The following is a 23513-nucleotide window of genomic DNA, read 5'->3' on the forward strand; positions in this document are numbered from 1 at the left end:
CGTATGACAGTTAGCACTGAACTCATCACCAGCGCGCGAATTCTTGTTCCGCTCGGAATCACTCTTGTTGCTCCGTTCTTGATTTGGTTTTTCCGTGAGAATATCAACCGACGCGAGGCCGTATCGGTCTGGGCCGGAATACTGACCTTTATTTCAGTTGTTTCCATGGTCCCGGATGCTTTGGACGGCAAAATCGTAGAGTATACCCTGTTCACCATCTTACCTGGTGTGAATGTCTCCTTTGCGGCGGACGGGCTGTCCTTCATTTTCGCCCTTATCGCCTCATTGCTCTGGGTGTTCGCAACGAGTTACAATATCGGGTATATGCGTTCTCTGAACGAGCATGCCCAGACCCGGTATTATTTCTGCTTTGCGGTGGCCATTTTCGGAGCCATCGGAGTTGCCTTCTCGGCAAATATATTCACCCTCTATCTTTTCTACGAAGTTATTTCCGTGTTCACGTATCCGCTGGTTGCCCATCATCAGGACGATGAAGGTTTCAAGGGAGCACGTAAATACATGGTTTACCTGATGGGTACATCGAAACTTTTTCTGCTGCCGGCAATGGTTATGACCTATGTGCTCTGCGGAACTCTCGATTTCCATCTCGGCGATGTGGCGCAGGGAATTTTCCCGGCGGACGCCGATCCCACATTGGTAACAGTTACCTACGTGTTATACATCGCCGGTCTGGCCAAGGCCGCGCTGATGCCGTTCCATAACTGGCTTCCTTCCGCCATGGTCGCGCCGACTCCGGTCTCCGCGTTGCTGCATGCTGTGGCGGTTGTTAAGGCCGGGGTCTTTTCCGTATCCCGGGTGATCCTTTCCGGATTCGGTGTTGATCTCATGGATAAACTGGGGCTGGGATTACCTACGGCGTATCTAGCGGCGTTCACCATTGTCACCGCCTCGCTGATTGCCTTAACCAAGGATGATATCAAAGCAAGGCTAGCTTATTCAACGGTCAGTCAGCTTTCCTACATTATTATAGGTGTGGCCATGCTGACCCCGGACGCAGTGCAGGGCGGTCTGATGCACATCGCTCACCACGCTTTTTCAAAAATCACGCTGTTTTTTGGTGCCGGTGCCATTTATGTGGCAACCCACCTTAAAAAGATCAGCCTCATGGATGGTCTGGGCAGGCGAATGCCATGGACTTTCGGGGCCTTCGCCATTGCGACACTCTCCATGATCGGGGTTCCGCCGGCATGTGGATTCGCAACCAAATGGTATCTTGTGAAAGGCGCGGTTGGCATAGGACAGTGGGGACTTCTCATTGCCTTGCTTGCAAGTACTCTGCTCAATGCCGGTTACTTCGCTCCCATCGTCTACCGGGCTTTCTTTAAAGCTCCTGCAGAGGGCGCCAATATTGAACAGTACAATGAAGCACCTCTGTGCATGGTTGTCCCGCTGTTCACCACGGCCCTGATTTCGATTTGGCTGGGGCTTTATCCCCAGACTTTTCTGAACTTCATCAACGTGTTCGGCAAATTCTAAGGAGAGCCGCCATGAAAGAAAAACTTGGAAACTGGTTTGAAACCCAGCGCACGCAGAAAATGAAGTTCTGGAAGGTCCTCTTTGCTGCCTTCCTCGTAGTGCTGGTTGGACTAAATTTTTTCATCCACCCTCATCATGCAGAGTATCATTACGATATCTATCCCGGCTTCTGGGAGCTGTTCGCTCTTGGTGCGTCTGTGGGCATGGTTTTCCTGATGAAGGTACTTCTTCAACCCTTTCTTGTAGGACCGGAGGAAGATGATGACGTTTAACGCTTTTCTCCATCCGGCTTTGGCTTTTATCGCGCTGGCATTGGCTTTGCCCTTTTTTCGGGGCAAACAGTGGAAATGGTTTCTGCTTATCCCGCCGATTATCGCTATCGCGGTTGTTTTCACCGCTACTCTCGGTAATTTCGGAGTTCTGCCTTATCTGGGCAATGTTCTGGTGCTCGGGCGTGTGGATAAGCTTTCGCTGGTCTTTGCCAACGTTTTTGCCATTCAGTCGCTAATCGGTATGATCTATGCCCTGCATGTGGATGACAAAGCGCATCACGCTGCTGCGGCCCTTTATGTTGCCGGGTCATTCGGCTGTGTTTTTGCCGGAGATTATCTGACCCTGTTTATCTTCTGGGAACTCATGTCCGTGGCTTCCACATTCCTTATCTGGCTGCACCGGACTAAAACTTCCTCCGCTGCCGGGTTCCGCTACTTTATGTTTCACACATTGGGCGGACTCTTTCTGCTGGGTGGAATGCTGCTCCGTTATTCGGATATAGGCACTTTCGCTTTTCTGCCTGTGGACCCGCAGGGTATGGAGTATTACGACTGGCTGATCATGATCGGCTTTTGCGTAAACGCCGCTGTTGTTCCGCTGCATGCATGGCTGCCTGACGCTTATCCCGAAGCAACCATTCCCGGCGCGGTCTTCATGTGCGCTTTTACCACCAAGACTGCGGTCTATGTGCTGGCTCGCGGATTCTCCGGTGTCTACGCGCTGGCGGTGGCCGGAACATTCATGGCTGTCTACGGAGTGCTTTATGCGTCGATGGAAAACAATGCCCGCAGGATTCTTTCCTACCACATTGTTTCGCAGGTCGGTTACATGGTCGCGGGTATCGGTATCGGTACAGCCATGTGTCTTAACGGAGCTGTCGCTCATGCCTATGCCCATATCCTTTATAAAGGACTGCTCTTTATGAGTGTGGGTACTGTGCTTTACGCAGTCGGTTCCGCAGATCTTGACCGTCTGGGAGGACTTGTCGGAAAATTGCCGGTGGTCATGCTCCTTTATATGGTCGGGGCGGTTTCCATTTCCGGTATGCCGTTCTTTAACGGATTCATCTCTAAAACCATGACCATTACCGGGGCTGCTGAATCACATCACACCCTGCTGGCAATCGGTCTTGAAATCGCCGCGGTGGGTACTTTCCTCTCGGTAGGTATAAAACTGCCGTATTTCGCCTTCTGGAATAAACCGGCGAAGACGGACATTAAGCTTAAGCCTATTCCTAAAAATATGTATGTGGCCATGGGCATCGCGGCTTTCCTGTGTATCGCGCAGGGTGTGTATCCGCAGATGCTTTATAAGCTGCTGCCTTTCCCTGTTGATTACGAACCTTACACTCCGTGGCACCTGTTGCAGGCTTCCATGCTGCTGGCCTTTACCGGAGCAGGGTTCTGGATCATGCGCAAGGTCATCATCCCGCATCATGGACGAAACCTCGACTTCGACAAGCTTTATCGCTTTATCGGTAACATGGGGCTGCTGCTGGTTTGCCGTCCCATCGCCTGGGCGGATTCCATATGGACCACCGTCTACCGGGTTATCGGCCTGAAATGGTTGATGGATTCTGCTGCCGGGTCGTCATGGTTTGATCGAAAGGGTATTGATACCGTTGTGGACGGCACCGCTTACACGGTTAGAAATATCGGTAAGACAGGAGCCAAGATACAGACCGGACGCTTGCAGGATTATCTCGGGATGGCTGTGTTCATCGCGCTCTGCGTCTACGGCTTAGTCTGGTACTTCGGATAATGGAGAGAATGCAATGCAAGAAATAGCTTATCCTGTTCTGACTGTCCTCGTGTTCTTTCCGCTGCTGGCGGCCTTGGGGCTTTTCTTCCTCCGGGGGGATAATACCATCAGGGTTTACACGCTTATTGTGTCAGTCATTGAACTCGTGCTTTCGTTCCCGCTTTTTGCCGGATTCAAACTTGAATCCGCGGCCTTTCAGTTCGTGGAAAGAATGGATTGGGTAAGGCAGTGGGGCGTAGAATATTACCTCGGCACAGACGGAATCAGTTTCCTGATGGTGATTTTGACCATCGCTGTGCTGCCGCTGTGTGTGCTTTGTTCGTGGACTTATATCAGCACACGGGTCAAGGAATTCCACTTTTGTCTGCTGTTTATGACCTCAGCCTGTGTAGGAGTCTTTACCGCTCTTGATTTAGTCCTCTTTTATGTGTTCTGGGAAGCGATGCTGATACCTATGTATCTGTTAATCGCGGTCTGGGGCGGACCTGAAAAACGTTATGCATCGCTCAAGTTTTTTCTCTATACTCTGGCGGGATCGGCATTATTACTGGTTGCCATCGTCGCTTTCAGGGTTGCGGGAGGAACTTTCGCAATTCCGGAACTCATGGAGCAGAATTTCAGCTTCAGCTTTCAGTTCTGGGCTTTTCTGGCTTTGGCCCTCGCTTTTGCCATCAAAGTCCCCATGTTCCCTTTCCACACATGGCTTCCTGCCGCTCACGTACAAGCTCCGACAGCTGGATCAGTGATTCTTGCTTCGGTGCTTTTGAAGATGGGAACCTACGGCTTCCTGCGCTTCAACCTGCCGCTGACTCCTGCGGCCAGTGAGTATTTTGCCCCGGTCATGATCGCCATATCCATAGCCGGAATTCTTTACGGCGGGATTGTCGCGCTCGGGCAGAACGACATTAAGAAAGTTATCGCCTACTCCTCTGTTGGCCATATGGGTTTTGTAACACTTGGTATTTTCCTCTTTAATCAGCGTGGGCTGGAAGGGGCTTTGTTTCAGATGCTCAACCACGGTATTACCACCGGCGGACTGTTCATGCTGATCGGTACCGTTTACGAACGCAGCCACAGCCGTGAACTGGGAGATAACCTCGGACTCGGAAAATATATGCCCGCATATATGTTCTTCTGGGGCCTGTTTGCACTTTCCTCCTTCGGCTTTCCCGGTACAAACAGTTTTGTGGGCGAGATACTCGTTTTCATAGGCGCGTTTAAGCAGAATCCGTGGATCGGAGCATTTATGGTTCCCGGTGCCATGGTTGCGGCGGCCTACATGTTGCGTGTTTCACTCAAGTTGGCCTGGGGCCGTCCTACTTCATGGAAAGAGTGGCCTGATCTCAATCTGCGAGAGTGGTCTTATCTGGTTGTTCCAGCGGTGTTTGTATTCTATATCGGCCTCGCACCGGGGCTTTGTTTCAAGGTTATGGATGCCTCGCTGATCAAGCTGGAAAAGGATGTGAAGGAAGGGGCCAAGATCGTTTCCATTCAAAAGGAAGATCCTCTGCAAATGGCATTTAATTCCCTCAAGGGAATTGTGAAATAGACAACAGGAGATATTGAAATGAATGTGAATCCATATCTTTTCATGCCGGAACTTTCCATGTTCCTTATCATTACCCTGTTGTTCGTACAGGCCGTGGGTAGTGAGACAATGAGGGACAAGGTCGGGGTCTGGCTGCCTATAGCGTCCCTTCTGCCGGTAGTGGTTTCTTTGCTCTCCGTGGGGCAGGAAGGTTTATCCTTTCACGGTGCTTATCTGGTCGATCCGCTTTCGCAGTTTTTCAAAGTTGCAATCGCCATCGGCTTCTGTGTGACAGTGTTTAACGCCACCCGCCAGCCGACACTGCTGAAGGAAAAAAGATCAGATTATTTTCTGTTCTTCGCTATCAGCGCATGGGGCCTGATGATGCTCGCTTCCTCGGTGGAGCTGGTTACTATGTACCTAGCGCTGGAGCTTTCCTCCTACTCCCTCTATGCAATTATTGCCTTGCGGGCCAAGGACAAAGGGGCGGCGGAAGCGGCTATCAAGTATATCATGTTCGGCGCGGTATCCACGGCACTGGCCTTGTACGGTTTTTCCTACATCCTCGCCGGGATGCATACCACTTACCTCGCGGAACTTGTTCAGAAAACATGGTCTTTTGCAGCAGCTCCCATGGCTGTCACCGGAATGGCTTTGTTTCTGCTGGGCATGTTTTACAAGCTGGCTTTGTTTCCGTTCCATTTCTGGTGCCCGGATGTTTACGAGGGTGCCAGCAACGAAACTGCCGCTTTTGTGGCGACCCTGCCTAAACTGGGTGCGGTGGTTATACTTATCCGCCTTGCCGCCATGTTTAAGCCCGGTTACGATATCACCACGATTATTGCCGTGCTCGGTGCCCTGTCCATGACTTTCGGTAACCTTGCAGCACTGGTGCAAAGGGATGTGAAGCGTATTTTAGGATATTCTTCAGTAGCTCATGCCGGTTACATTATGATCGGACTCATTTCCGGTACGGCGGAAGGTCTGGCTGCGGCTTCCTTCTACGCGCTGGCCTATGTCGCCATGAACCTGACTTGCTTTTGGGTGGTCAGTCGCGTTTCCGTGGACGGACGCAACCTACAGCTTGATGATCTTAACGGATTGCATAAGCGCGCCCCGGCACTTGCCTTCGCCTTGGCTGTCGGAGCATTTGCGCTGGTCGGGCTGCCGCCAATGGCAGGATTTATGGGGAAACTCTTCCTGTTTTCATCCGGTTGGAACCACGGCTATAACTGGCTGATCATAATCGCCGGTATTAACACCGCCATTTCCATCTATTACTATCTTGGAATGGTTCGCCATGCCTACACGCAGGACGCGGCAGCGGATCAACCACTGCCGGATACTTCAGCATTCAGCTTCGCCGGAGCCGCGCTGCTCTCCCTGTTGGTGCTGGGACTGGGTATGATGCCCGCCGGTGTGTTTGATTTCGCTTTGAAGGTTGGAAGTATTGTTCCTTAAGTTGATTGATATTAGAGAGCTATGATACGAATTAAAGCTCCCCTGTCGTGAGGCGGGGGAGCTTTCTTTTAGCAGGTTTCGACAAGGATGAAATAAGCTGGCAAGTAGTTTATTTATTGATATTGCATAAAAAAGCGGAGAACCTAGGGAGGTTCTCCGCTTTTTTATGCAGGGTGCGGAAAATTATGGCTAAATTTTCCGTCATTCTGCGACAGTTACAGATTCAAAGGCCGGAGCTGAGGTTCTTCCTCAACTTCCTTGTTTCCCAGATATTTAAGTGTCGCGTATATCCCACCAAGAATAGCGACGGAGAGTACAAGATAGATGGGGTTTTTACCCTCCGCTATCTGGTAGAACAGAGTTGCGACAGACCAGCCCAAAGCGGTGCAGTACATGGCCATTACTGCGGAATAAAATCCGCCCATTTCCTGTCTGGTGGCGCCGATTACAGCAAGGCAGGGGAAGTACATCAAAACAAAGAGCAGATAAGCGAAGGCGGAGTAGACAGTGAAGTTGGCCGCGAGATGTTTGTATACTGAAACATCAGCCCCGATTTCTTCGGAAACGGCTGCGCTGTCTTCACCGATCAAGCCTATTCCGAGCAGATCCACGGATGTGACTACACCGACCAGACCATCCCACACAGTCCCGAAAGCTTCATTTACTGTTCCACTGATATCGAGTTCACCTTCTTCTTCTACCGCTGCTGCAGGGTCCAGATCGGCAGAAGGAGAGTCCATGGAGGAATAGAGAGAGTTTACAGTACCTACGATTGCTTCTTTAGCGAAAAGACCAGTGAACAGAGCAACGGATGCCGGCCAGTTTTCCTCTTTAATTCCCATCGGTTTAAAAACGGGGGATATCGCTTTACCGGCAATGGAGAGAACAGAGTTCTGCGAATCCTCATTTCCGAAAGTAAACTGACCGTTATCGATACCCACAGAGTTGATCATGGAAAGAATGAAAACTGCGGTGACAACGATAACACCTGCGCGTTTAACAAATCCTCTCATACGTAACCATGCACTTTTGAAAACCGCGCTCACTCTAGGAATGTGGTAGAGGGGCAGGTCCATAACAAAGTGTGAAGGAACTCCCTTGAAGAGGGTCTTTTTGAGCAGAAAACCGGTGAAGATAGCCATGGCCAGACCGGAAAGGTAAATCAGAAATACCGCCAGACCGGAATATGCGCCGAATAGAGCTACGCAAAAGAGAGCGTATACAGGCAGTCGTGCACCGCAGGACATGAACGGAGCCATGAAAATAGTCATGAAACGGTCTCTCTTTGAGGAGAGGGTTCTTGAGGCCATAACAGCGGGGACAGTGCAGCCGAAGCCAACAACCATCGGGATAAACGCGGAACCCGGCAGTCCTATCTTGCGCATGAAACGGTCGGCCACAACCGCAACTCGGGCCATGTATCCGAAATCTTCAAGGATGGCCAAAGCAAGGAACATGAAAAATACAACCGGTATAAAAGTGGCAACAGTCTGGATTCCGGCCCCGATGCCGCCAAGTGTTACGGTGAGCCATTCCGGAGCGCCTATTTTACCCAGCAGATCGGCGGGAATGTCGATAAAAAACAGCCCGGCCATAATATCAAAAAAGTCGATAAAAACAGATCCCAGACCGATTGCGAACCAGAAGGTAAGGAACATGGAAATCAAAAAGACGGGAATCGCCGCGAATTTATTCATGACGATGTTATCCACCTTGTTGGTGAAGTTCTGGCTGCGGTCCTTTTTTTCTTTCAGCACCTTGTTGTATATGGTGTCGATGTGGTTGTATTTCTTGACCGTATCCATCACTTCCTGACGGGTGGGGTGCGAGCTGTGGGCAGGAAGATTCTGGGATTTTTCAGCAAGCTCCTCAACAGCCTTGGCTACTGATTTTTTATCGACCGCAATCACCGGGATAATAGGGAGATCAAGCTCTTTGCTGAGCTTATCAATATCAATATCAAGACCCTCACCTTCCGCTACATCAAGCATGTTGAGTAGAACGACAATCTGATCGGTACGCTCCTTAAGGTCCATAGTCAGAAAGAGGTTGCGGGAAAGGTTTGTAGCATCAACCACGTTTACGATCATGTCGTACTCGCCGCTGCGAATAACTCTTTCGGCTACTTTCTGGTCTTCGGTATCCGGGCTGAGATTGTATGTTCCCGGTAAATCCACGAGTTCTACTTTGGTACCTGAAAGGGAAAATGTACCCTCAATTTTTTCAACTGTAACTCCGGGCCAGTTACCTACCTTCTGGCGGGCTCCTGTCAGCGCGTTGAAAAGTGTGGTTTTACCGCTGTTTGGCACCCCTGCGATGGCTATCCTCTCAATCTTATGCATGATTATATTTCCTCCACCTTGATCTGGTCGGCTTCATTTTTACGCAGGGCAATTCGGCTTCCTCTAATTTCAAAGATCATGGGATCAGAAATCATGATCGGTGCAAGATTTATGCGGGTGCCCTCGATAAAACCCATTTTACGCAGCTTTTGAGCGTAGTCAGAAGTTTCTGTCTCGAAACCTAGGACAGAATAAGAACGATCCTTCAAGATGTTGGAAAGATTTAAGCCTTTAGTCATTTTTTGGTCTCCCTGCAGCCCCTGCTGCATTTTTAAAAACTGTAACTATCGTTTACCGTTCGAAGTCAGCGGACGGTATCGTTTAAAAATTATGAATCTTGTAAAGGTCTTCCAATTCATATTGATATGAAGATTGATAATCAAAATCGATTACTTTCTAGCTGTTGACCTATGAAAGGTCAAGTAGAAAATGAAAATAATTTTCAATTAGATTTGGGTGGTGGGTTTTGTACTACTGAATATCCTAAATATGTATGAATACGGTAGTATTTTGTAACTTTTCCGTCATGAACCGGTATTGCTCATCATGTAGCTCTCAGAATTAAAGACAGGCTAAACATCACTATGTTAATAAGGGGGAGTTATGAATCACTACCGGGGAGATGGCCCTATGGCAGGCGTTGATAAATCCGGCGAAGTCGCAGCTAGATCAGTACAGGAATATATTGATGAAACTCCTTATTGGGCTGACGGGACGATTGCGCCTTCCTCACCCATGACTGTCATGCAGTGGAGAATCTGGCTGCTGGCATCAGCAGGGAAATTCTTTGAAGGTATGGTCGTATTTATGACCGGGGTGGCCCTGCCTCTCATAGTCCGCGAATTCAATCTTGGTGCAATGGAGAAGGGGATGGTCAGCGCGGCAACCCTTTTAGGTATTTTGATAGGAGCAACTGCATTGGGTGGTCTTGCTGATCATTACGGGCGTAAAAAGATGTTTATAGTTGAGATGATTCTTTTTGTCGTTTGTCTAGTCGCCCTTGTATTCAGTTTGGATTTTATCTCACTGATAATTTTTCTTTTGGGAATGGGCTTGGCGCTTGGTTGTGACTATCCCACAGCTCATATGGTCATTTCCGAGTCAATTCCGAGCAATGACCGTGGTCGTTTGGTCCTTAGTGCTTTTGCATTTCAGGCTATCGGCGCCCTTGCCGGAACAGCAATCGGTTACATCGTCCTCTACAAGGCTGCTGACATTTCCGCATGGCGTTATATGTACGCTGCGGCAATTATTCCCGCAATTCTGGTTGTCTTCGGCAGATTTTATATTCCTGACAGTTGTCATTGGCTGGCTTCAAAGGGGCGTATCAAAGAGGCAGAAAAGGCCTTGTGTTCACTGCTTTACCGTGAACCGAATTATCCTACTGTGATTAAGATTTCCCAGCCGGTTGAGAATAATAGTGGTAAGGACGGGGATGATTGTAACGGAAAATATTTAGAACTTTTTAACCGTAAGAATATCCGCGCAACAATACTGGCTTCCGTTCCGTGGTTTTTGCAGGATATTGGTACTTACGGAATCGGTATATTTACCCCGACAATTTTGGGCTCAGTAATCGGGGCAAAGGCAGTCCATGCCCGCAATGTAGCGGATTTGATTCAGAATGACTTGATTGCCGCCAAGGGGGCTGCGTTTATTGATGTGCTTTTACTTGTCGGAATAATCGCTGCTGTTCTCATGGCAGATAAGGTTGGGCGTATTAAACTTCAGGTGGCTGGGTTCATCGGCTGCGCAATAGGACTCTTTCTCGCTTCCATGTCCATGACTGTTGATCCGGATTCGGCAACTGCCATGATTCTTCTTTTCAGCGGATTTATGCTTTTTAGCTTTATGACAAATATGGGCCCTAATGCGATAACATATCTTCTGGCCGGAGAAGTTTTTCCTACCAGAATCAGGGGAAAGGGAGCAGGATTTGCGGCTTCTTTTGCAAAAATAGGAGCGGTAACTACGGCTTTTCTTTTCCCGGTGTTGTTTAAGGACTTCGGTACCGGACCTATTTTGATTTTTCTGGTGAGCTGCTCACTGCTTGGAGCCTTAATTACATGGCTGTTCCGTATTGAAACCCGCGGGGTTAATCTGGAAAGGCTCTGATCGGTTCGGCTGTTTTTTCTTTTAAATTCTGACTGATTAATCCTCATGGTTTTTATCTTTTTCACCTCTTGCACAACAGCCCAGTATGCTTATATAATTCATGTACAGATTAACAAAACCCCGGTTGGTTCCGAGAATGATATGTCTTTGCCGGAATCGACGTTAGGCCCTCTGGAGGCATCATATGCATGAAACAAGTATGGGTGGAACATTGCGTGACTATCTGAGTGGTGAAGAGATTGAAGAAACCACCTATGAGGAATTCCGTCAGGCTCTGGCAAAGCTGCTGGTTGAAGAGCTGGGTTATCCCAAGGATTCTTTGAAAGCTAAAATTGATCTATGTTTTGATATTGATGGTGAAGAGATGTGTCGTACCATCGATCTGGTGATCTATGATAAAGCCGAGCAGCCGATAATGATGGTTATGTTCTGCGCCGGGGATGTGGGCAGCTATGAACGTGAAGCTGTTTGCGCGGGCAAGCTTTTTCAGGGCGGACCGGTGCCATACGTTGTCATTTCCGATTCTATGGATGCGTTTTTACTTGATGCCATCTCCGGTAAGACTCTGGCTCACGGTATGAAATCCGTACCGAACTATGAAGATCTTATTAAAATGACCGCCGACTACAAAAGGGAACCTCTTCCTGCTGAAAAACGTGCGAAAATTGAAAGGATTTTTTATACTTACACCGGATTTTTGCAAGGCACCTGCTGTAGCGAATCGTGTTCGCTTCCACCTAAAAAATAGTTTAATTAACCTAGCCGGAAAGATTAGTCTTTCCGGCTTTTTCCGTCATATTCAGCTTTCTTTTACCAGAGGATTGCTCCCTTTTTCGTAGAACACCTCCGGAGTCCAGGTTACGTTGCTCTTAACCACCTTTGCGGGATTGCCGACAGCAAGGCTCTGCGGCGGGATTTCTTTGCTGAGAACGGTCCGTGCTCCAAGTATTGACCCGTGACCCACCTTTGCTCCCTTTAACAGCACGGATTCATATCCAATCCAGACCTTGTTGGCGATGGTTATATCCTTACCGGGATTGATGCGTTTTCCTGTCGTGGCATCAACAATGGAGTGGGCATCGCCAGTCCAGGCATGTACGCCATAGCTTATGAGACAATCCTCGCCGATAACAAGCTTGGTGCCGACTTCAAATGAAATCAACTCCGCTTCGACTATTACGGTTCTTGCTCCTATCGCTATCAGCCCACCTCCGTGGATAAGGCGTAAAATACCTGCATTAATCTGAGCGTCTCTACCTACAAAAATGCGATGATGATCACCACGCAGAACGATTTTTACTGATCCTAATTGAGCGCTGGGGTGGATTTTAATAGTATTATCATTTCCTATGATGTCTATGCTTGCATCAGATTGATTTGAGCTTTCGAATTCGAGGGAATTTCTATCCCCGCGGATGCTTATATTGTCATTGTTGCTGGTGGACACTTGAACACGACTTTTACTCATTATGAATTTGCCTCTTAGGGTCAGTAAGTATCATATTTATTAATATAAGCGCTATTTTAGCCATTTATAAATATTCTCTATCAACTTTGTTGTTAGCACGTCAATCAGTGTGTAATTGTTTCAGGTTTTGAGAATTGCGGCTTCACAACTTCTGCCGACAGCATGAGTCTCATAGATTTAAAGTTGTCCAATTTATTGTGTTTCAAGTAACAAAAGGGTGTAACCAACGAAGGTTACACCCTTTTGTCTTAGCCGAATCAATAGTTTTATATATTTGCCCAGCAGAGCTTCAGATGTTCCCTGTTCATCTTAGGCGTGATCAGAGCCACACCGACAGCCAGTGCCATGGAGACGGGCAGGGCGACCACGTTGGGGTCTACCCATTGCAGCAACCAGATCCATGAGCCCTTGGCGGCTGATGAGACTAGTGTGTCCTGACCGCAAAGCATTTTGCAGAGGCCGATAGCTTTTGCTTCCTTGGCGTGCACGAAAAGCAGCCAGAACATGGATGCGCTGAATCCGCCGACCATGGAGATTTTAGCAGCTTTCTTGGTCATGCCTTTCCAGTAAAGACCCAGCAGATAGATAGGCAGAAACGATGCGGCGCAAAGACCGAAGAAAAAGGCGGTCGCACGGGCGATGATGGACGGCGGGAGTACCCATGCCCAGAGGATCGCGGCCAGCAGCGTGATCCCTACGCCTATCTTGGTGATCTTTACGGATTTATCGGCGGGCACATTTACAAATCTTTCAAAGAAATCCCGGCCCAGAGCGGTTCCTCCCACATGATATTGGGAAGATAATGTCGACATCCCGGCGGCAAGCATTGCCAGCAGGAATAGAGCGGAGAACCATGAAGGCATCATCTGTTCGATGTACATGGGAATAATTTTGTCCATGTTTCCGCCCGCTACGGCAATGGAAATTTTCCCTACCGCCTTATAGAAAACAGCGTTGGAAAGGGCACCGGTAATGAAGGCTACCCCGGTCATGAGCGGGATGAATATTCCGCCGTAAAGTACTGCGCGATTCAGTTCTCGATCTGAAGGGACAGTCATGAAACGCACGGCAAGCTGCGGCTGAGCCAGCACTCCGATTCCAACGCCGTAAACGATGGTGGTATAGATTACCAGCCAGAGCGGGGTTCCGAATTCTGCTCCTTGTGTCCAGCCTATCATGCCTCCTTTCTGGAGTTTGGCGGGCATCATGCTGACCATATCAGTTAATGCCTGATGAGCTTGTGTCACGCCGCCGAGCATGGAGTAGGTGGAAATAATGAGGATAATCATCATGGCAGCCATGATAAGTCCCTGAAAAGCATCAGTGTACATGACTGCTTTCATCCCGCCGGAAATAACATAGCCGGCAAGAATGAAGCTGATCAGGATCAGGGCGGTGTCGTATGGTATGCCGAATGAAATTTCCATCATACGAGAAATTCCGATCAGCACCGCCGCAGCGTAAACCGGGATGAACAGAAAAATTATTCCGCCTGCGAAACCCTGAATGAATTTTGAATCGTAACGACGGCCTAAAAGTTCCGGGAAGGTATGGCTTTCAAGAGCGAGTCCCATGCGCCGGGTGCGTTTGCCGAAAAATACCATGGCTACGAGTACGCCGATGACGATGGTGGCGAGAGTCAGCCAGAGCAGGGGAAATCCGAAGAGTCCTGCCGCCCCTCCAAAGCCGATGATGGCTGAAGTAGAAACAAATGTAGCACCGTAGGACATGGCCATGATGAACGGATTCATCTGTCTGCCTGCGAGCATATAGTCTGTTGATTTTTTGGTGGATTGCCAGCCCTTGAAGCCAAGATAGAAAATGACCCCGAGGTAGATACAGGTAATGACGATCTTGGTAACCATTACTCGTCCCCTTTTCCTTTCACTTCAACACTTAGTGCTGTGGCATCGGGTTTACCTTTCTTGTTCCAGTTCAGGATTCCGTAAGCCACGCACCCAAGCGATGAGAGCAGGCAGAGCCAGAAGACTGCCGCAATTTCCACACTTCCAAGTCCTAACATCATTTAATGCCTCCAGATGTAGTGAATTGATTAAAATTGTTAAAAAAGCTGTGGTCAGCTGAAATTATGGAATTCTGTGAAGGCGCAGCCTGTGTTCAGGGACCCGGGCAGGAAATAAAAAAGGCCGCGGGCTGTTTGCCTGCGGCCTGGTAGAAAACTCTTTCAACTTTCGTTTAAGCGAGTGAACACCTCCAGACCACAGGGCTGGTAAAGCTAAAAAAATTAAAAAAGAAAAAAAACTCTTTATTGGTGTTCATCAAATGTTTTTAGCGTAAGCAGTCACTTACTGTCAACCCGTTTATGTACTGTTGTGCAAAGGTGTTGATTGATCACTGAATCAAAAAACACAAATTTGGAAATAATTAATTGCAGTTTCTTATGAGATTTTTAAAAAGATGTGTGGACTTAGTCGGTTAGTGATGGAATAAAGGAAGTGAAAAAAATTTGGTATGTTAAATTTATATCAATTGCTTAAGGCCGATCAGGAGGCTGTGCATGGAAATTTTGGAACTGGTCAAAAACAGGGACCCTAATGAGCGAGAATTTCATCAAGCTGTAAGCGAGGTTGTAGAATCGATCAAGCCTGCTCTTGACCGCAATCCCGAGTATCGCAGTGCCGGGATTATGGAGAGAATTGTTGAGCCGGAACGGGTTGTGATGTTTCGCGTGCCTTGGACTGATGATGATGGTGATGTGCACGTCAACCGTGGATTTCGCATAGAAATGAACAGCGCGATAGGACCGTACAAAGGCGGGCTTCGTTTCCACCCCTCAGTTAATCTCGGAATTCTCAAATTTTTGGCTTTTGAACAGGTTTTTAAAAATGCATTAACCTCACTGCCCATGGGCGGTGGCAAGGGCGGGTCCGATTTTGATCCCAAGGGCAAGTCGGATATGGAAGTTATGCGCTTTTGCCAGAGCTTTATGCTGGAGCTTTCCCGGCATATCGGTCCTAATACCGACATCCCTGCCGGGGATATCGGTGTAGGTGCGAGAGAAATAGGTTATCTCTTCGGCATGTATAAGAAAGTCCGTAACGAGTTTACCGGAGTCTTGACAGGTAAAGGCCTGAACTGGGGCGGAAGCCTGATCAGACCCGAAGCCACAGGTTACGGCTCGGTCTATTTCTCCGCTGAGATGCTTAAGGCGCAGGGACAGACACTGGAAGGCAAAACCGCGCTTGTTTCCGGTTCAGGAAATGTTGCCCAGTTCACTATGGAGAAACTGCTTGAGCTGGGTTGTACCCCGGTCACTTTTTCAGATTCATCCGGATATATTTACGATGAAAAAGGTGTTGATCGCGATAAGCTTGATTACATCATGCAACTTAAGAACGTTCGTCGTGGCAGGGTAAAAGAGTACGCGGAAAAGTATTCCGAAGCGGTTTATACCCCGGTCGATCCTGATCTGGATTATAATCCGCTCTGGGATCATAAGGCTGACTGCGCTTTTCCTTCCGCCACCCAGAACGAAATTAACGGTAAGGATGCCTCAAATATTGTTGCCAACGGTGTAAAGGTGGTTTGCGAGGGAGCAAACATGCCGACAACCCCTGACGGTGTTGATATCTTTCTCGATGCAGGTCTGCTTTACGGACCGGGGAAGGCTGCCAATGCCGGGGGTGTTTCCGTGTCCGGACTCGAAATGAGTCAGAACAGTATGCGTATCAACTGGCCTCGTGAGGAAGTGGATGAGCGTTTGCAGCATATTATGCATAATATTCATAAATCATGCATGGTTACTGCGGAGCAACACGGAACCCCGTTCAATTATGTGAACGGTGCCAATATTGCGGGTTTCGTTAAGGTCGCACAGGCTATGCTTGATCAGGGAATTGTTTAGTAAGATGTTCGGTGCCCGTGGATAGGAAAATTCGAAAGAGTTTTCCTTCCATGGGCATTGAATTGCCGATTTATCCAGAGGGGCGCTAAGGGCATTTTTATGGAAGATAAAATGACATTCTTGGGCGGGCAGAGCCGTAAGTTCAGCCTTTACCATGATCTTATGCAGGTCAAAGTCCGGGACATTCTGCTTATATCAAGTCCTTATGATGCCTGGGTAATGGAAGAAGACAGCCGTATTTCTGAACGTATCGTCAGTGAATACCGAGGGTTGAACTTAAGCCGTCCTCCTCGTCTGACATGGGCTTCCACCATCGAAGAAGCCCTCGAGCTGCTGGATGTCCGTTTTTTTGATCTGGTTATTTTGATGCCCCACCTGAGCAATATGGATTGTTGTGACATGGGACGTCGCATCAAGGATAAAATTCCGGGCATCCCTGTGGCTATGATGGCCCACAAACAACTGGCAGTCCCGGATGATATTCTTTGTGAAGGTACGGACCGCCAGTTCGTCTGGTCCGGCGATGCCGAACTGCTGGTGGCTATGGTTAAGAATCTGGAGGATCTGCTCAATGTGGAGCACGATACTTCAGAGGTCGGCATCAGGGTTATAATTGTAGTCGAGGATTCTCCCCGCTATCTGGCTTCGTTTTTGCCTATTCTCTACAAGGAACTGGTCCGTCAGACTCAGGCTGTGCTTGAGGAGGGGCTTAATTCCGAACACCGTCTGCTGACCATGAGGGCGCGGCCGAAAATTTTGAATGCCCGTACTTATGAAGAGGCCATGGTTCTTTTTGAGAAATATGAGCCGTATATTCTGGGAGTTATCTCCGATGTACGCTTTCCTCGCATGGGGATTCTGGATGGTAATTCCGGTGTAGAACTGCTTAAGAGTATTAAGGGACGCAGGGATGATATCCCTCTGCTTCTGACCAGCAATGAACCTGAAAACGAAGAACGTGCCGCTGCTATTCCCGCCTGTTTTGTCGATAAAAATTCTCCGGAACTGATGTCGGAGATCCGTAAGTTCGTGATGGAACATCTGGGCTTCGGAGATTTTATTTTCCGCGATATGCATGGAAAGGAAGTCGCGCGCGCTTCGAGCCTTTATTCACTGGAAAAGTGTCTCAGTAATATTCCGCAAGATATTTTGATGAAGCACTGCAAGCTGAATGATTTTTCCCGCTGGTTCTATGCCCGTACCGAGATTGCCCTTGCCAATAGCATTCGGCCTCTTCGTGAATTTGATTTCCCCGATGTGGAAACTCATCGCAAGCAGTTATTATCCCTTATCCGGGAAAGGCGCACGCAGCGTCAACAGGGAGTCATCGTATCATTTAATCCGAAAGATTTTGATCCGGATACTAATTTCCTTAAAATCGGTTCCGGTTCGCTGGGTGGAAAGGCGCGCGGCATGGCATTCATCTGCTCCATGCTGGCTCGTAATCCGTGGCTGCACGATAAATATCAGGATATGATAATTACCGCCCCGCGAACTCTTACAATCGGAACATCCGGGTTCGATGATTTTATGGAGATGAATGACCTCCACCATCTGGCAACTGCCGATCTCGATGATGATAAGGTTGCTGAAATTTTCAGGGACGCTTTCTTTCCCGGCTGGATCGAAGCACAATTATGGGCTTACCTGCAGGAAGTTGAGTATCCGTTATCCATCAGGTCTTCCAGCCTGCTTGAAGATGCGCAGTATCAGGCCTATGCCGGTCTGTATCAGACGTACATGATCCCAAATGACCATTCTGATATTGAGCAGCGGCTGAAACAGCTGGTGGATGGAGTAAAGCTGGTTTGGGCATCCACATATTACAAGGCTCCGAAATCATTTTCCCAGCGGGTCAACCAGCGCACTGATGAAGAAAAAATGGCGGTAATTATTCAGGAAGTAGCCGGACAGCAGTACGGTGACTATTATTTCCCGGCCATATCCGGGGTAGGACAGTCCTACAACTACTATCCATTTGGAAAGATGAAGCCGGAGCAGGGTGTGGCGACAATCGCGCTGGGCATCGGAAAATCTGTGGTGGACGGAGAACAGTGCATACGTTTTTCTCCAAAATATCCCAAGATCTTACCGCAGTGTCCAACCGTGCAGGATTCGCTTAAGAACGCTCAGACTTCCTTTTACGGATTGCGCATGGGCAACGGTGAAATCTATGACATCCATGGTGATGCGAATCTTGAAAAACTGGATATCGCCGACTTTGAGGAATCACTGCCGGTGCGCAGTCTGGCTTCAACTTATATCGCTGAAGAAGGCAGGATAAGGGATACCGCGGCGGTACCGGGTCCTAAGGTCGTGCTTTTTGCCCCGGTTCTCAAACACAAGCTTATCCCTTTACCGGCAGTGCTGAGCGATGTGCTTAGGCTGGCGGAAAAAGGCATGGGCGGACCTGTTGAAATGGAATTCTGCATCAATCTGTTTGAGGATGGCCGCAAGCCGGAATTCAACCTGCTGCAATTGCGGCCGATGAGTGCTCGGGCTGATTTGAATCGTATCGAGATTTCAGATCAGGAACTTAAGGAAGCCGTCTGTTCTTCCAGCCATGCACTCGGCAATGCGGAGAAAGAGGATATAGTTGATATCCTTATCGTTCGTCCCGATTGTTTTGATGTGGCCAAAACCCGTCAAATCGCTACGGAAATTTCGCGTATTAACGGACAGCTGGTCAAACAGAAACGTAAGTACCTGCTGGCCGGTCCCGGACGCTGGGGATCTGCTGACCCATGGCTGGGAATCCCGGTAGAATGGCCCGATATTTCAAATGTTTCCGCGATTATAGAGACCTCCACTGAATCACTTAAGGTGGAGCCTTCGCAGGGGTCGCATTTTTTTCATAATATTACCACACTGGGCATTAACTATTTTATGGTCCTCGATAAACCCGGCAACCGAATGAATTGGGAATGGTTTACAAACCAGCATATTATTGAGAAAGGTGAGTACGTCAGTCATTTACGATTGCCTGCACCGGTGATCTTAAAGGTTGATGGACGAAGTTCTCAAGGGGTAATACTTCCTTCCAGAGGGAGTGAGGATTATTGTTTGTTGCGCGAATGTGTAGCGGGATAAGTTTTTTGTTTGGAGTTTTTTATGAGTAGTTCCACGCAGAATGGAGATGGTTTTGATTTTATTGAAGAAGAACGCGATGAATGCTTGCTCCTGCGTCCTAAAGGTCGTTTTAATCATTCCACGGTGCCTTTAATCCGAGAGCGTCTCTATAGTTACTGTTGTGAGTACGGTTGCAGGATAGTGATGTGCATGGAAGATGTGGACTTTATCGATAGCTCCGGGTTAGGCGTGATGGTTCATGCTCATAAATGCTGCGAAAAATATTGTGGAATAATTGTGTATAGTGACTTCAGCGAAATGATTTCCAAAAATATGAAGATGCTGCACATGGATAAATATCTTAATTTCTGCCCGACTTTGGAATCTGCTTTGGAAGAAGTCAGCTTTTAGCCTTTTCAAGTCTTACCTCCTAGTCTAGCTAATGATGTTTTGAATGGTGGCATTGATAATGCAAGTACCTACTCATGACTAACATAAATGAAAGCATAGACAGGTTTGGTCTTGAGGGTAATGCCTTGAGATTGAAGGAAGCGGCTGGGGAACAAAATTCTGACAGCAGCCTGAATCTTGACTCTGTTGTTAATCAGATTTTTGACATGAAGTTTGACTTTTTGGAGCGGCAGAAAGGTGAATTTACAATTTTTGCTCCTAAAGGACGGGTCAGCAGTTCTACAGCAAAACTTTTCAAAGATAAGATTTATAGCGCTGTTTCAAAGCAGGGCTGTAAGGTAATTATCAATCTTAGGTATGTGAGTCTGATAGATAGTGTCGGGCTTGGGATTCTTATCAACGCTCACAAAACAGCGGATAAGAATGGTGGAATGATAGTTCTGACCGATGTTCCGGAAAGAATTATGGTGAATCTGGCGATGTTGTACATGGATCGCTATCTTCATTTTGCATCTGATATGAAACAGGCCACCAGTATGATGGCTTGGTAGAAAGCACTTCCTGCTACGAGTTTGCCCCGGTTCTGAAAAAACAGAGCCGGGGCTTTTTCTTTGGGTTTAATAGCGTGTCGTACCTCATTTCTCGTTCTTATGGGGGATGCCGAGCAGTTCGCGTTTGGCCCGGCCTCGTTCATAAGTCCATTTCTGGTACGCATCCATGTAGGTATAGAATACCGGAGTCAGATAAAGGGTCACCACCTGCGAGAGGATCAATCCGCCTACAATTGCGAGGCCCATAGGCTGTCTGGCCTGTGCTCCTGCGCCGAGACCAAGTGCGATGGGCATGGCACCGGCTATGGCCGCGATTGTGGTCATCATGATGGGCCGGAATCTTTCCAGCGATCCTTTCATTGCCGCTTCAGCCGGAGACAGGTTGTCTTTTTCTTCGGCTTCAAGGGCGAAGTCGACCACCATGATGGCGTTTTTCTTGACGATACCGATCAGCATAATAACTCCGACAATGCCGAACAGGTCGAGGTCCTTACCAAACAGGGTAAGGGTGATCAGTCCGCCGATTGCTGCGGAAGGCAGGCCGGAGATAATGGTTATGGGATGGATATAACTTTCGTAAAGAATGCCCAGAATCATGAAAATGATGAAAATAGCGATGGCCAGTAGAAAATAGACACTGGACATGGACTTCTGAAATTCGTCCGCTGTTCCCTCAAAGTTCGAGACAACCGTATCCGGCAGATTGTTGAGGGCCAGTTCATTAATGGCTGCTGTTGCGTCGCTTAGCGAATGACCGGGAGCGATGTTGAAGGAGTAGGTCACCGAGGGTAGCATTCCGGTATGATTGACCTGCATGGGACCGGGTTTTTCTTCAAAGCTGGCAATGTTATCAAGCCTTACAAGCTTTCCGTCCTTGTTTGCAACGTATAGTTTCATCAAATCGCGCGGGTCCCGCTGATTGTAGGGCAGTACTTGCAGAATAACCCAGTACTGGTCGGTGTCGCCGTAAATGGTTGAGACTTTCCGCTCTGAATATGCGGAGTTGAGGGTGTTCTCGATGTCGTGGGCAGTTACTCCGTAATATGAGGCTTTGTCGCGGTCAATCTTTACCCAGAGTTCCGGGTTCTGGTTTAGCAGGTCGGAAGTAAGTCCGGTCAGGAACGGGATTTTACGCATCTGCATTTCAAATTCAGGAGCGATTGCGAAAAGTTCCTGCTGATCAGGGGCCTGCACAGTGTACTGGTAAAGGTTTTTAGTTGATTTAGCAGAGAGCCTGATCATGGGCGGGTTCTGAATCCAGACCATTATTCCCGGTTCGTTATTCAGTCTGTACATAAGCTGCAGGGCGACTTCGTCGGCGGTCATATCACGGTCTCCCGGGGGGACCAGCATGGGGAAAATATAACCCTGATTCTGGATCGGAGCGCCAGCTACGGTTATCACACTGCGTATATTCGGGTCGGACATCAGCAGCGGTTCAAGCTTTTTTATATGCTCTTTCATGTCATCATAGGCGATTCCCTGCTTACCCTGTGCGAACCCCTGACAATAACTCATATCATCAGTGGGCAGGAACCCTTTGGGTATGATCATAAAAAAGTGAATGGTCGCCAGCAGTATTAATCCCGCTGCAACCATAGTCCATGCCCGGTGGCGCATTACAAAATGCAGGGAACGGTCATACATGCGCAGCAGAAAATCGAAAAAAGGGTCGGATTCGGACAGCTTGCTGCCCGGCTTGAGTATGCGGCTGGCCAGCATGGGCGTCATGGTCAGTGAAACCACACCCGAAGCAAGGATTGCCACAGTAATAGTCATGGCGAATTCGTGCAGGATTCGTCCTATGATTCCGGACATGTACATCAGCGGAATGAAAACAACGGCCAGGGAAAGAGTCATGGAAATGATGGTGAATGTGATCTGTTTTGCCCCGTCCAATGCTGCCTGATAAGGCTTCTTGCCCATTTCCAGATGGCGGACGATGTTTTCAATCATGACCACCGCATCATCCACGACAAATCCCACGGACAGCGTCAGGGCCAGCAGGGAAAGAGTATCCAGTGAGTATCCCAGAATATACATGATCGCAAAGGTGAATATGATCGAAACCGGGATCGCGATGGAAGCAATAATTGTCGCGGAAAAGTTTTTCAGGAAAAAGAAAATTACGCAGATAACAAAAAATATCGCCAGCAGCAGGGTGTCCTGCACATCGTTTACCGCATCTTCAATGGGGACAGAGCGGTCGTAAAGGACTTTCATCTGGATTCCGGCAGGAATCTGGTCCCGTATGGTCGGCAGCATTTCCTGAATGGTCTTGCAGACTTCTATGGTATTTGATCCCGGTTGTTTCTGGATAGCGATGACCATCCCGCGTTTGCCGTCAATCCATGAACCGGATTTATCCGACTGCACGGAGTTGATGACTTCACCGACATCGGAAAGACGTACCGTCCTGCCGTCTTTGGATTCAAATATCATGGGCATGAAGTCTTCCGCAGTTTCCAACTGTCCGGTTGATTCTACGGTGACGGCCATTTTTTTATTGTTCAGTGTTCCTACCGGCTCTTTGACGTTCTGGGTGCTGATGGATTCGCGGATGTTATCAATGTTCATGCCGCGGGCAGCAAGCTTTTCCGGATTCACCCGTACTCTTACAGCGAGTTTTGATTCACCGTAGACCTGAACCTTTGAAACTCCGTTGATCATGGAGATGGAGTCGGTCAGAAAGGTGGTTGTGTATTCGTTGACTTTATAAAGGGGCATGGTCTCAGACCAGATAGCCATGTAAAGCACCGGGTCGTCAGCGGGGTTTACTTTTTCATAGTATGGTTGCTGCGGCAGGTCGGTGGGCAGATCCCCGCTTGCCCGTGAGATGGCGGCCTGCGTGTCCGAGGCCGCGCCGTCAATATCACGGTCAAGGTCGAATTGCAGGGTGATCTGGGTCTGGCCCTGTGAGTTTACTGAACTCATGGAACGCAGCCCCGGTGTGGAAGTGAATTCTTTTTCCAGCGGAGTGGCAACTGATGAAGCCATGGTTGATGGGCTGGCTCCAGGCAGGCTCGCGGTTACCTGCAAAGTAGGAAATTCCACTGCCGGCAGATAACTTACCGGGAGTCGCAGGTATCCCACAATTCCGAAAAAAACCATGCCGATTACCACCAGCGAGGTCATAACCGGGCGTTTGATGAATAGTTCTGTGATGTTCATG

17 protein-coding genes are annotated in these 23513 nt (G+C 48.5%); 11 read left to right on the forward strand and 6 right to left on the reverse strand.

Features of this window, described 5'->3' with window-relative positions; genetic code table 11:
- The first annotated feature begins 3 nt into the window (after window positions 1-3).
- The 5 genes from ACKU35_RS11460 to ACKU35_RS11480 are packed head-to-tail and all read left to right on the forward strand — an operon-like array spanning window position 4 to window position 6520.
- Window positions 4-1497, forward strand: a complete 1494-nt coding sequence (locus ACKU35_RS11460) for a monovalent cation/H+ antiporter subunit D family protein (RefSeq protein ID WP_319759353.1) — start codon at window positions 4-6, stop codon at window positions 1495-1497.
- 11 nt (window positions 1498-1508) lie between these two features.
- On the forward strand, window positions 1509-1769 hold the full coding sequence (locus ACKU35_RS11465) for a hypothetical protein (RefSeq protein ID WP_319759354.1): 261 nt from the start codon (window positions 1509-1511) through the stop codon (window positions 1767-1769).
- A complete protein-coding gene (locus ACKU35_RS11470) occupies window positions 1759-3531 on the forward strand; it encodes a Na(+)/H(+) antiporter subunit D (RefSeq protein WP_319765395.1) in 1773 nt (590 codons plus the stop codon). Before ACKU35_RS11465 ends, ACKU35_RS11470 begins: the two co-directional genes overlap by 11 nt.
- Window positions 3532-3544: 13 nt before the next feature.
- Window positions 3545-5080 carry an NADH-quinone oxidoreductase subunit M gene (locus ACKU35_RS11475; protein WP_319759355.1) on the forward strand — a complete coding sequence of 512 codons (1536 nt, stop codon included), beginning with the start codon at window positions 3545-3547 and terminating at the stop codon, window positions 5078-5080.
- 18 nt (window positions 5081-5098) lie between these two features.
- Window positions 5099-6520: an NADH-quinone oxidoreductase subunit N gene (locus ACKU35_RS11480; RefSeq protein WP_319759356.1), complete on the forward strand. Its 1422-nt coding sequence runs from the start codon at window positions 5099-5101 to the stop codon at window positions 6518-6520.
- Between the two features lie 215 nt (window positions 6521-6735).
- Here ACKU35_RS11480 and feoB read toward each other — a convergent pair whose 3' ends face one another.
- Both feoB and ACKU35_RS11490 read right to left on the reverse strand, forming a co-directional pair.
- Window positions 6736-8862, reverse strand: a complete 2127-nt coding sequence (feoB, locus tag ACKU35_RS11485; RefSeq protein WP_319759357.1) for a ferrous iron transport protein B — start codon at window positions 8860-8862, stop codon at window positions 6736-6738.
- Window positions 8863-8864: 2 nt separating this feature from the next.
- On the reverse strand, window positions 8865-9101 hold the full coding sequence (locus ACKU35_RS11490; protein ID WP_319759358.1) for a FeoA family protein: 237 nt from the start codon (window positions 9099-9101) through the stop codon (window positions 8865-8867).
- A gap of 364 nt (window positions 9102-9465) precedes the next feature.
- Here ACKU35_RS11490 and ACKU35_RS11495 point away from each other — a divergent pair, with 364 nt between their 5' ends.
- Together ACKU35_RS11495 and ACKU35_RS11500 are read left to right on the forward strand one after the other, a co-directional pair.
- On the forward strand, window positions 9466-10977 hold the full coding sequence (locus ACKU35_RS11495) for an MFS transporter (protein ID WP_319759359.1): 1512 nt from the start codon (window positions 9466-9468) through the stop codon (window positions 10975-10977).
- Window positions 10978-11161: 184 nt separating this feature from the next.
- Window positions 11162-11725, forward strand: a complete 564-nt coding sequence (locus ACKU35_RS11500) for a type I restriction enzyme HsdR N-terminal domain-containing protein (RefSeq protein WP_319759360.1) — start codon at window positions 11162-11164, stop codon at window positions 11723-11725.
- Between the two features lie 51 nt (window positions 11726-11776).
- On the opposite strand, the gene ACKU35_RS11505 is transcribed toward ACKU35_RS11500, so the two are convergent.
- The 3 genes from ACKU35_RS11505 to ACKU35_RS11515 all read right to left on the reverse strand — a co-directional run bounded on the left by ACKU35_RS11505 (window position 11777) and on the right by ACKU35_RS11515 (window position 14471).
- The gene (locus tag ACKU35_RS11505) at window positions 11777-12445 is read right to left on the reverse strand and encodes an acyltransferase (protein WP_319759361.1); all 669 of its coding nucleotides are present in this window, start codon (window positions 12443-12445) and stop codon (window positions 11777-11779) included.
- A gap of 266 nt (window positions 12446-12711) precedes the next feature.
- The gene (locus tag ACKU35_RS11510) at window positions 12712-14310 is read right to left on the reverse strand and encodes a sodium:solute symporter family protein (RefSeq protein WP_319759362.1); all 1599 of its coding nucleotides are present in this window, start codon (window positions 14308-14310) and stop codon (window positions 12712-12714) included.
- Window positions 14310-14471 (reverse strand): symporter small accessory protein, encoded by a 162-nt coding sequence (locus ACKU35_RS11515; protein WP_319759363.1) that lies wholly within the window; start codon window positions 14469-14471, stop codon window positions 14310-14312. The genes ACKU35_RS11510 and ACKU35_RS11515 overlap by 1 nt, the downstream gene beginning before the upstream one ends.
- 492 nt (window positions 14472-14963) lie before the next feature.
- Between ACKU35_RS11515 and gdhA the strand changes: the two genes are divergently transcribed.
- From gdhA to ACKU35_RS11535, 4 genes are all read left to right on the forward strand, one after another.
- Window positions 14964-16310, forward strand: coding sequence for an NADP-specific glutamate dehydrogenase (gene gdhA / locus ACKU35_RS11520; protein WP_319759364.1), 1347 nt, complete (start codon window positions 14964-14966; stop codon window positions 16308-16310).
- Window positions 16311-16409: 99 nt separating this feature from the next.
- The gene (locus ACKU35_RS11525; RefSeq protein WP_319759365.1) at window positions 16410-19400 is read left to right on the forward strand and encodes a PEP/pyruvate-binding domain-containing protein; all 2991 of its coding nucleotides are present in this window, start codon (window positions 16410-16412) and stop codon (window positions 19398-19400) included.
- 21 nt (window positions 19401-19421) lie between these two features.
- A complete protein-coding gene (locus ACKU35_RS11530; protein ID WP_319759366.1) occupies window positions 19422-19790 on the forward strand; it encodes an STAS domain-containing protein in 369 nt (122 codons plus the stop codon).
- 74 nt (window positions 19791-19864) lie between these two features.
- Window positions 19865-20341: an STAS domain-containing protein gene (locus tag ACKU35_RS11535; RefSeq protein ID WP_319759367.1), complete on the forward strand. Its 477-nt coding sequence runs from the start codon at window positions 19865-19867 to the stop codon at window positions 20339-20341.
- Between the two features lie 84 nt (window positions 20342-20425).
- Here the strand turns inward: ACKU35_RS11535 and ACKU35_RS11540 are convergent, their stop codons facing one another.
- Window positions 20426-23512: an efflux RND transporter permease subunit gene (locus ACKU35_RS11540; protein WP_319759368.1), complete on the reverse strand. Its 3087-nt coding sequence runs from the start codon at window positions 23510-23512 to the stop codon at window positions 20426-20428.
- Between the last annotated feature and the right edge of the window lies 1 nt (window position 23513).

The organism is Maridesulfovibrio sp. (assembly GCF_963676065.1).
In the GTDB taxonomy this organism is placed as follows: domain Bacteria; phylum Desulfobacterota; class Desulfovibrionia; order Desulfovibrionales; family Desulfovibrionaceae; genus Maridesulfovibrio.

Bases quoted from the DNA above. Each gene is read 5' to 3' on its own strand.
- ACKU35_RS11465 (WP_319759354.1), top strand. From the start codon at position 1,509: ATGAAAGAAAAACTTGGAAACTGGTTTGAAACCCAGCGCACGCAGAAA.
- ACKU35_RS11495 (WP_319759359.1), top strand. From the start codon at position 9,466: ATGAATCACTACCGGGGAGATGGCCCTATGGCAGGCGTTGATAAATCC.
- ACKU35_RS11500 (WP_319759360.1), top strand. From the start codon at position 11,162: ATGCATGAAACAAGTATGGGTGGAACATTGCGTGACTATCTGAGTGGT.
- ACKU35_RS11535 (WP_319759367.1), top strand. From the start codon at position 19,865: ATGACTAACATAAATGAAAGCATAGACAGGTTTGGTCTTGAGGGTAAT.
- ACKU35_RS11475 (WP_319759355.1), top strand. From the start codon at position 3,545: ATGCAAGAAATAGCTTATCCTGTTCTGACTGTCCTCGTGTTCTTTCCG.
- ACKU35_RS11510 (WP_319759362.1), bottom strand. From the start codon at position 14,310: ATGGTTACCAAGATCGTCATTACCTGTATCTACCTCGGGGTCATTTTC.
- gdhA (WP_319759364.1), top strand. From the start codon at position 14,964: ATGGAAATTTTGGAACTGGTCAAAAACAGGGACCCTAATGAGCGAGAA.
- ACKU35_RS11515 (WP_319759363.1), bottom strand. From the start codon at position 14,471: ATGATGTTAGGACTTGGAAGTGTGGAAATTGCGGCAGTCTTCTGGCTC.
- ACKU35_RS11470 (WP_319765395.1), top strand. From the start codon at position 1,759: ATGACGTTTAACGCTTTTCTCCATCCGGCTTTGGCTTTTATCGCGCTG.
- ACKU35_RS11480 (WP_319759356.1), top strand. From the start codon at position 5,099: ATGAATGTGAATCCATATCTTTTCATGCCGGAACTTTCCATGTTCCTT.
- ACKU35_RS11490 (WP_319759358.1), bottom strand. From the start codon at position 9,101: ATGACTAAAGGCTTAAATCTTTCCAACATCTTGAAGGATCGTTCTTAT.
- feoB (WP_319759357.1), bottom strand. From the start codon at position 8,862: ATGCATAAGATTGAGAGGATAGCCATCGCAGGGGTGCCAAACAGCGGT.
- ACKU35_RS11530 (WP_319759366.1), top strand. From the start codon at position 19,422: ATGAGTAGTTCCACGCAGAATGGAGATGGTTTTGATTTTATTGAAGAA.
- ACKU35_RS11460 (WP_319759353.1), top strand. From the start codon at position 4: ATGACAGTTAGCACTGAACTCATCACCAGCGCGCGAATTCTTGTTCCG.
- ACKU35_RS11540 (WP_319759368.1), bottom strand. From the start codon at position 23,512: ATGAACATCACAGAACTATTCATCAAACGCCCGGTTATGACCTCGCTG.
- ACKU35_RS11505 (WP_319759361.1), bottom strand. From the start codon at position 12,445: ATGAGTAAAAGTCGTGTTCAAGTGTCCACCAGCAACAATGACAATATA.
- ACKU35_RS11525 (WP_319759365.1), top strand. From the start codon at position 16,410: ATGGAAGATAAAATGACATTCTTGGGCGGGCAGAGCCGTAAGTTCAGC.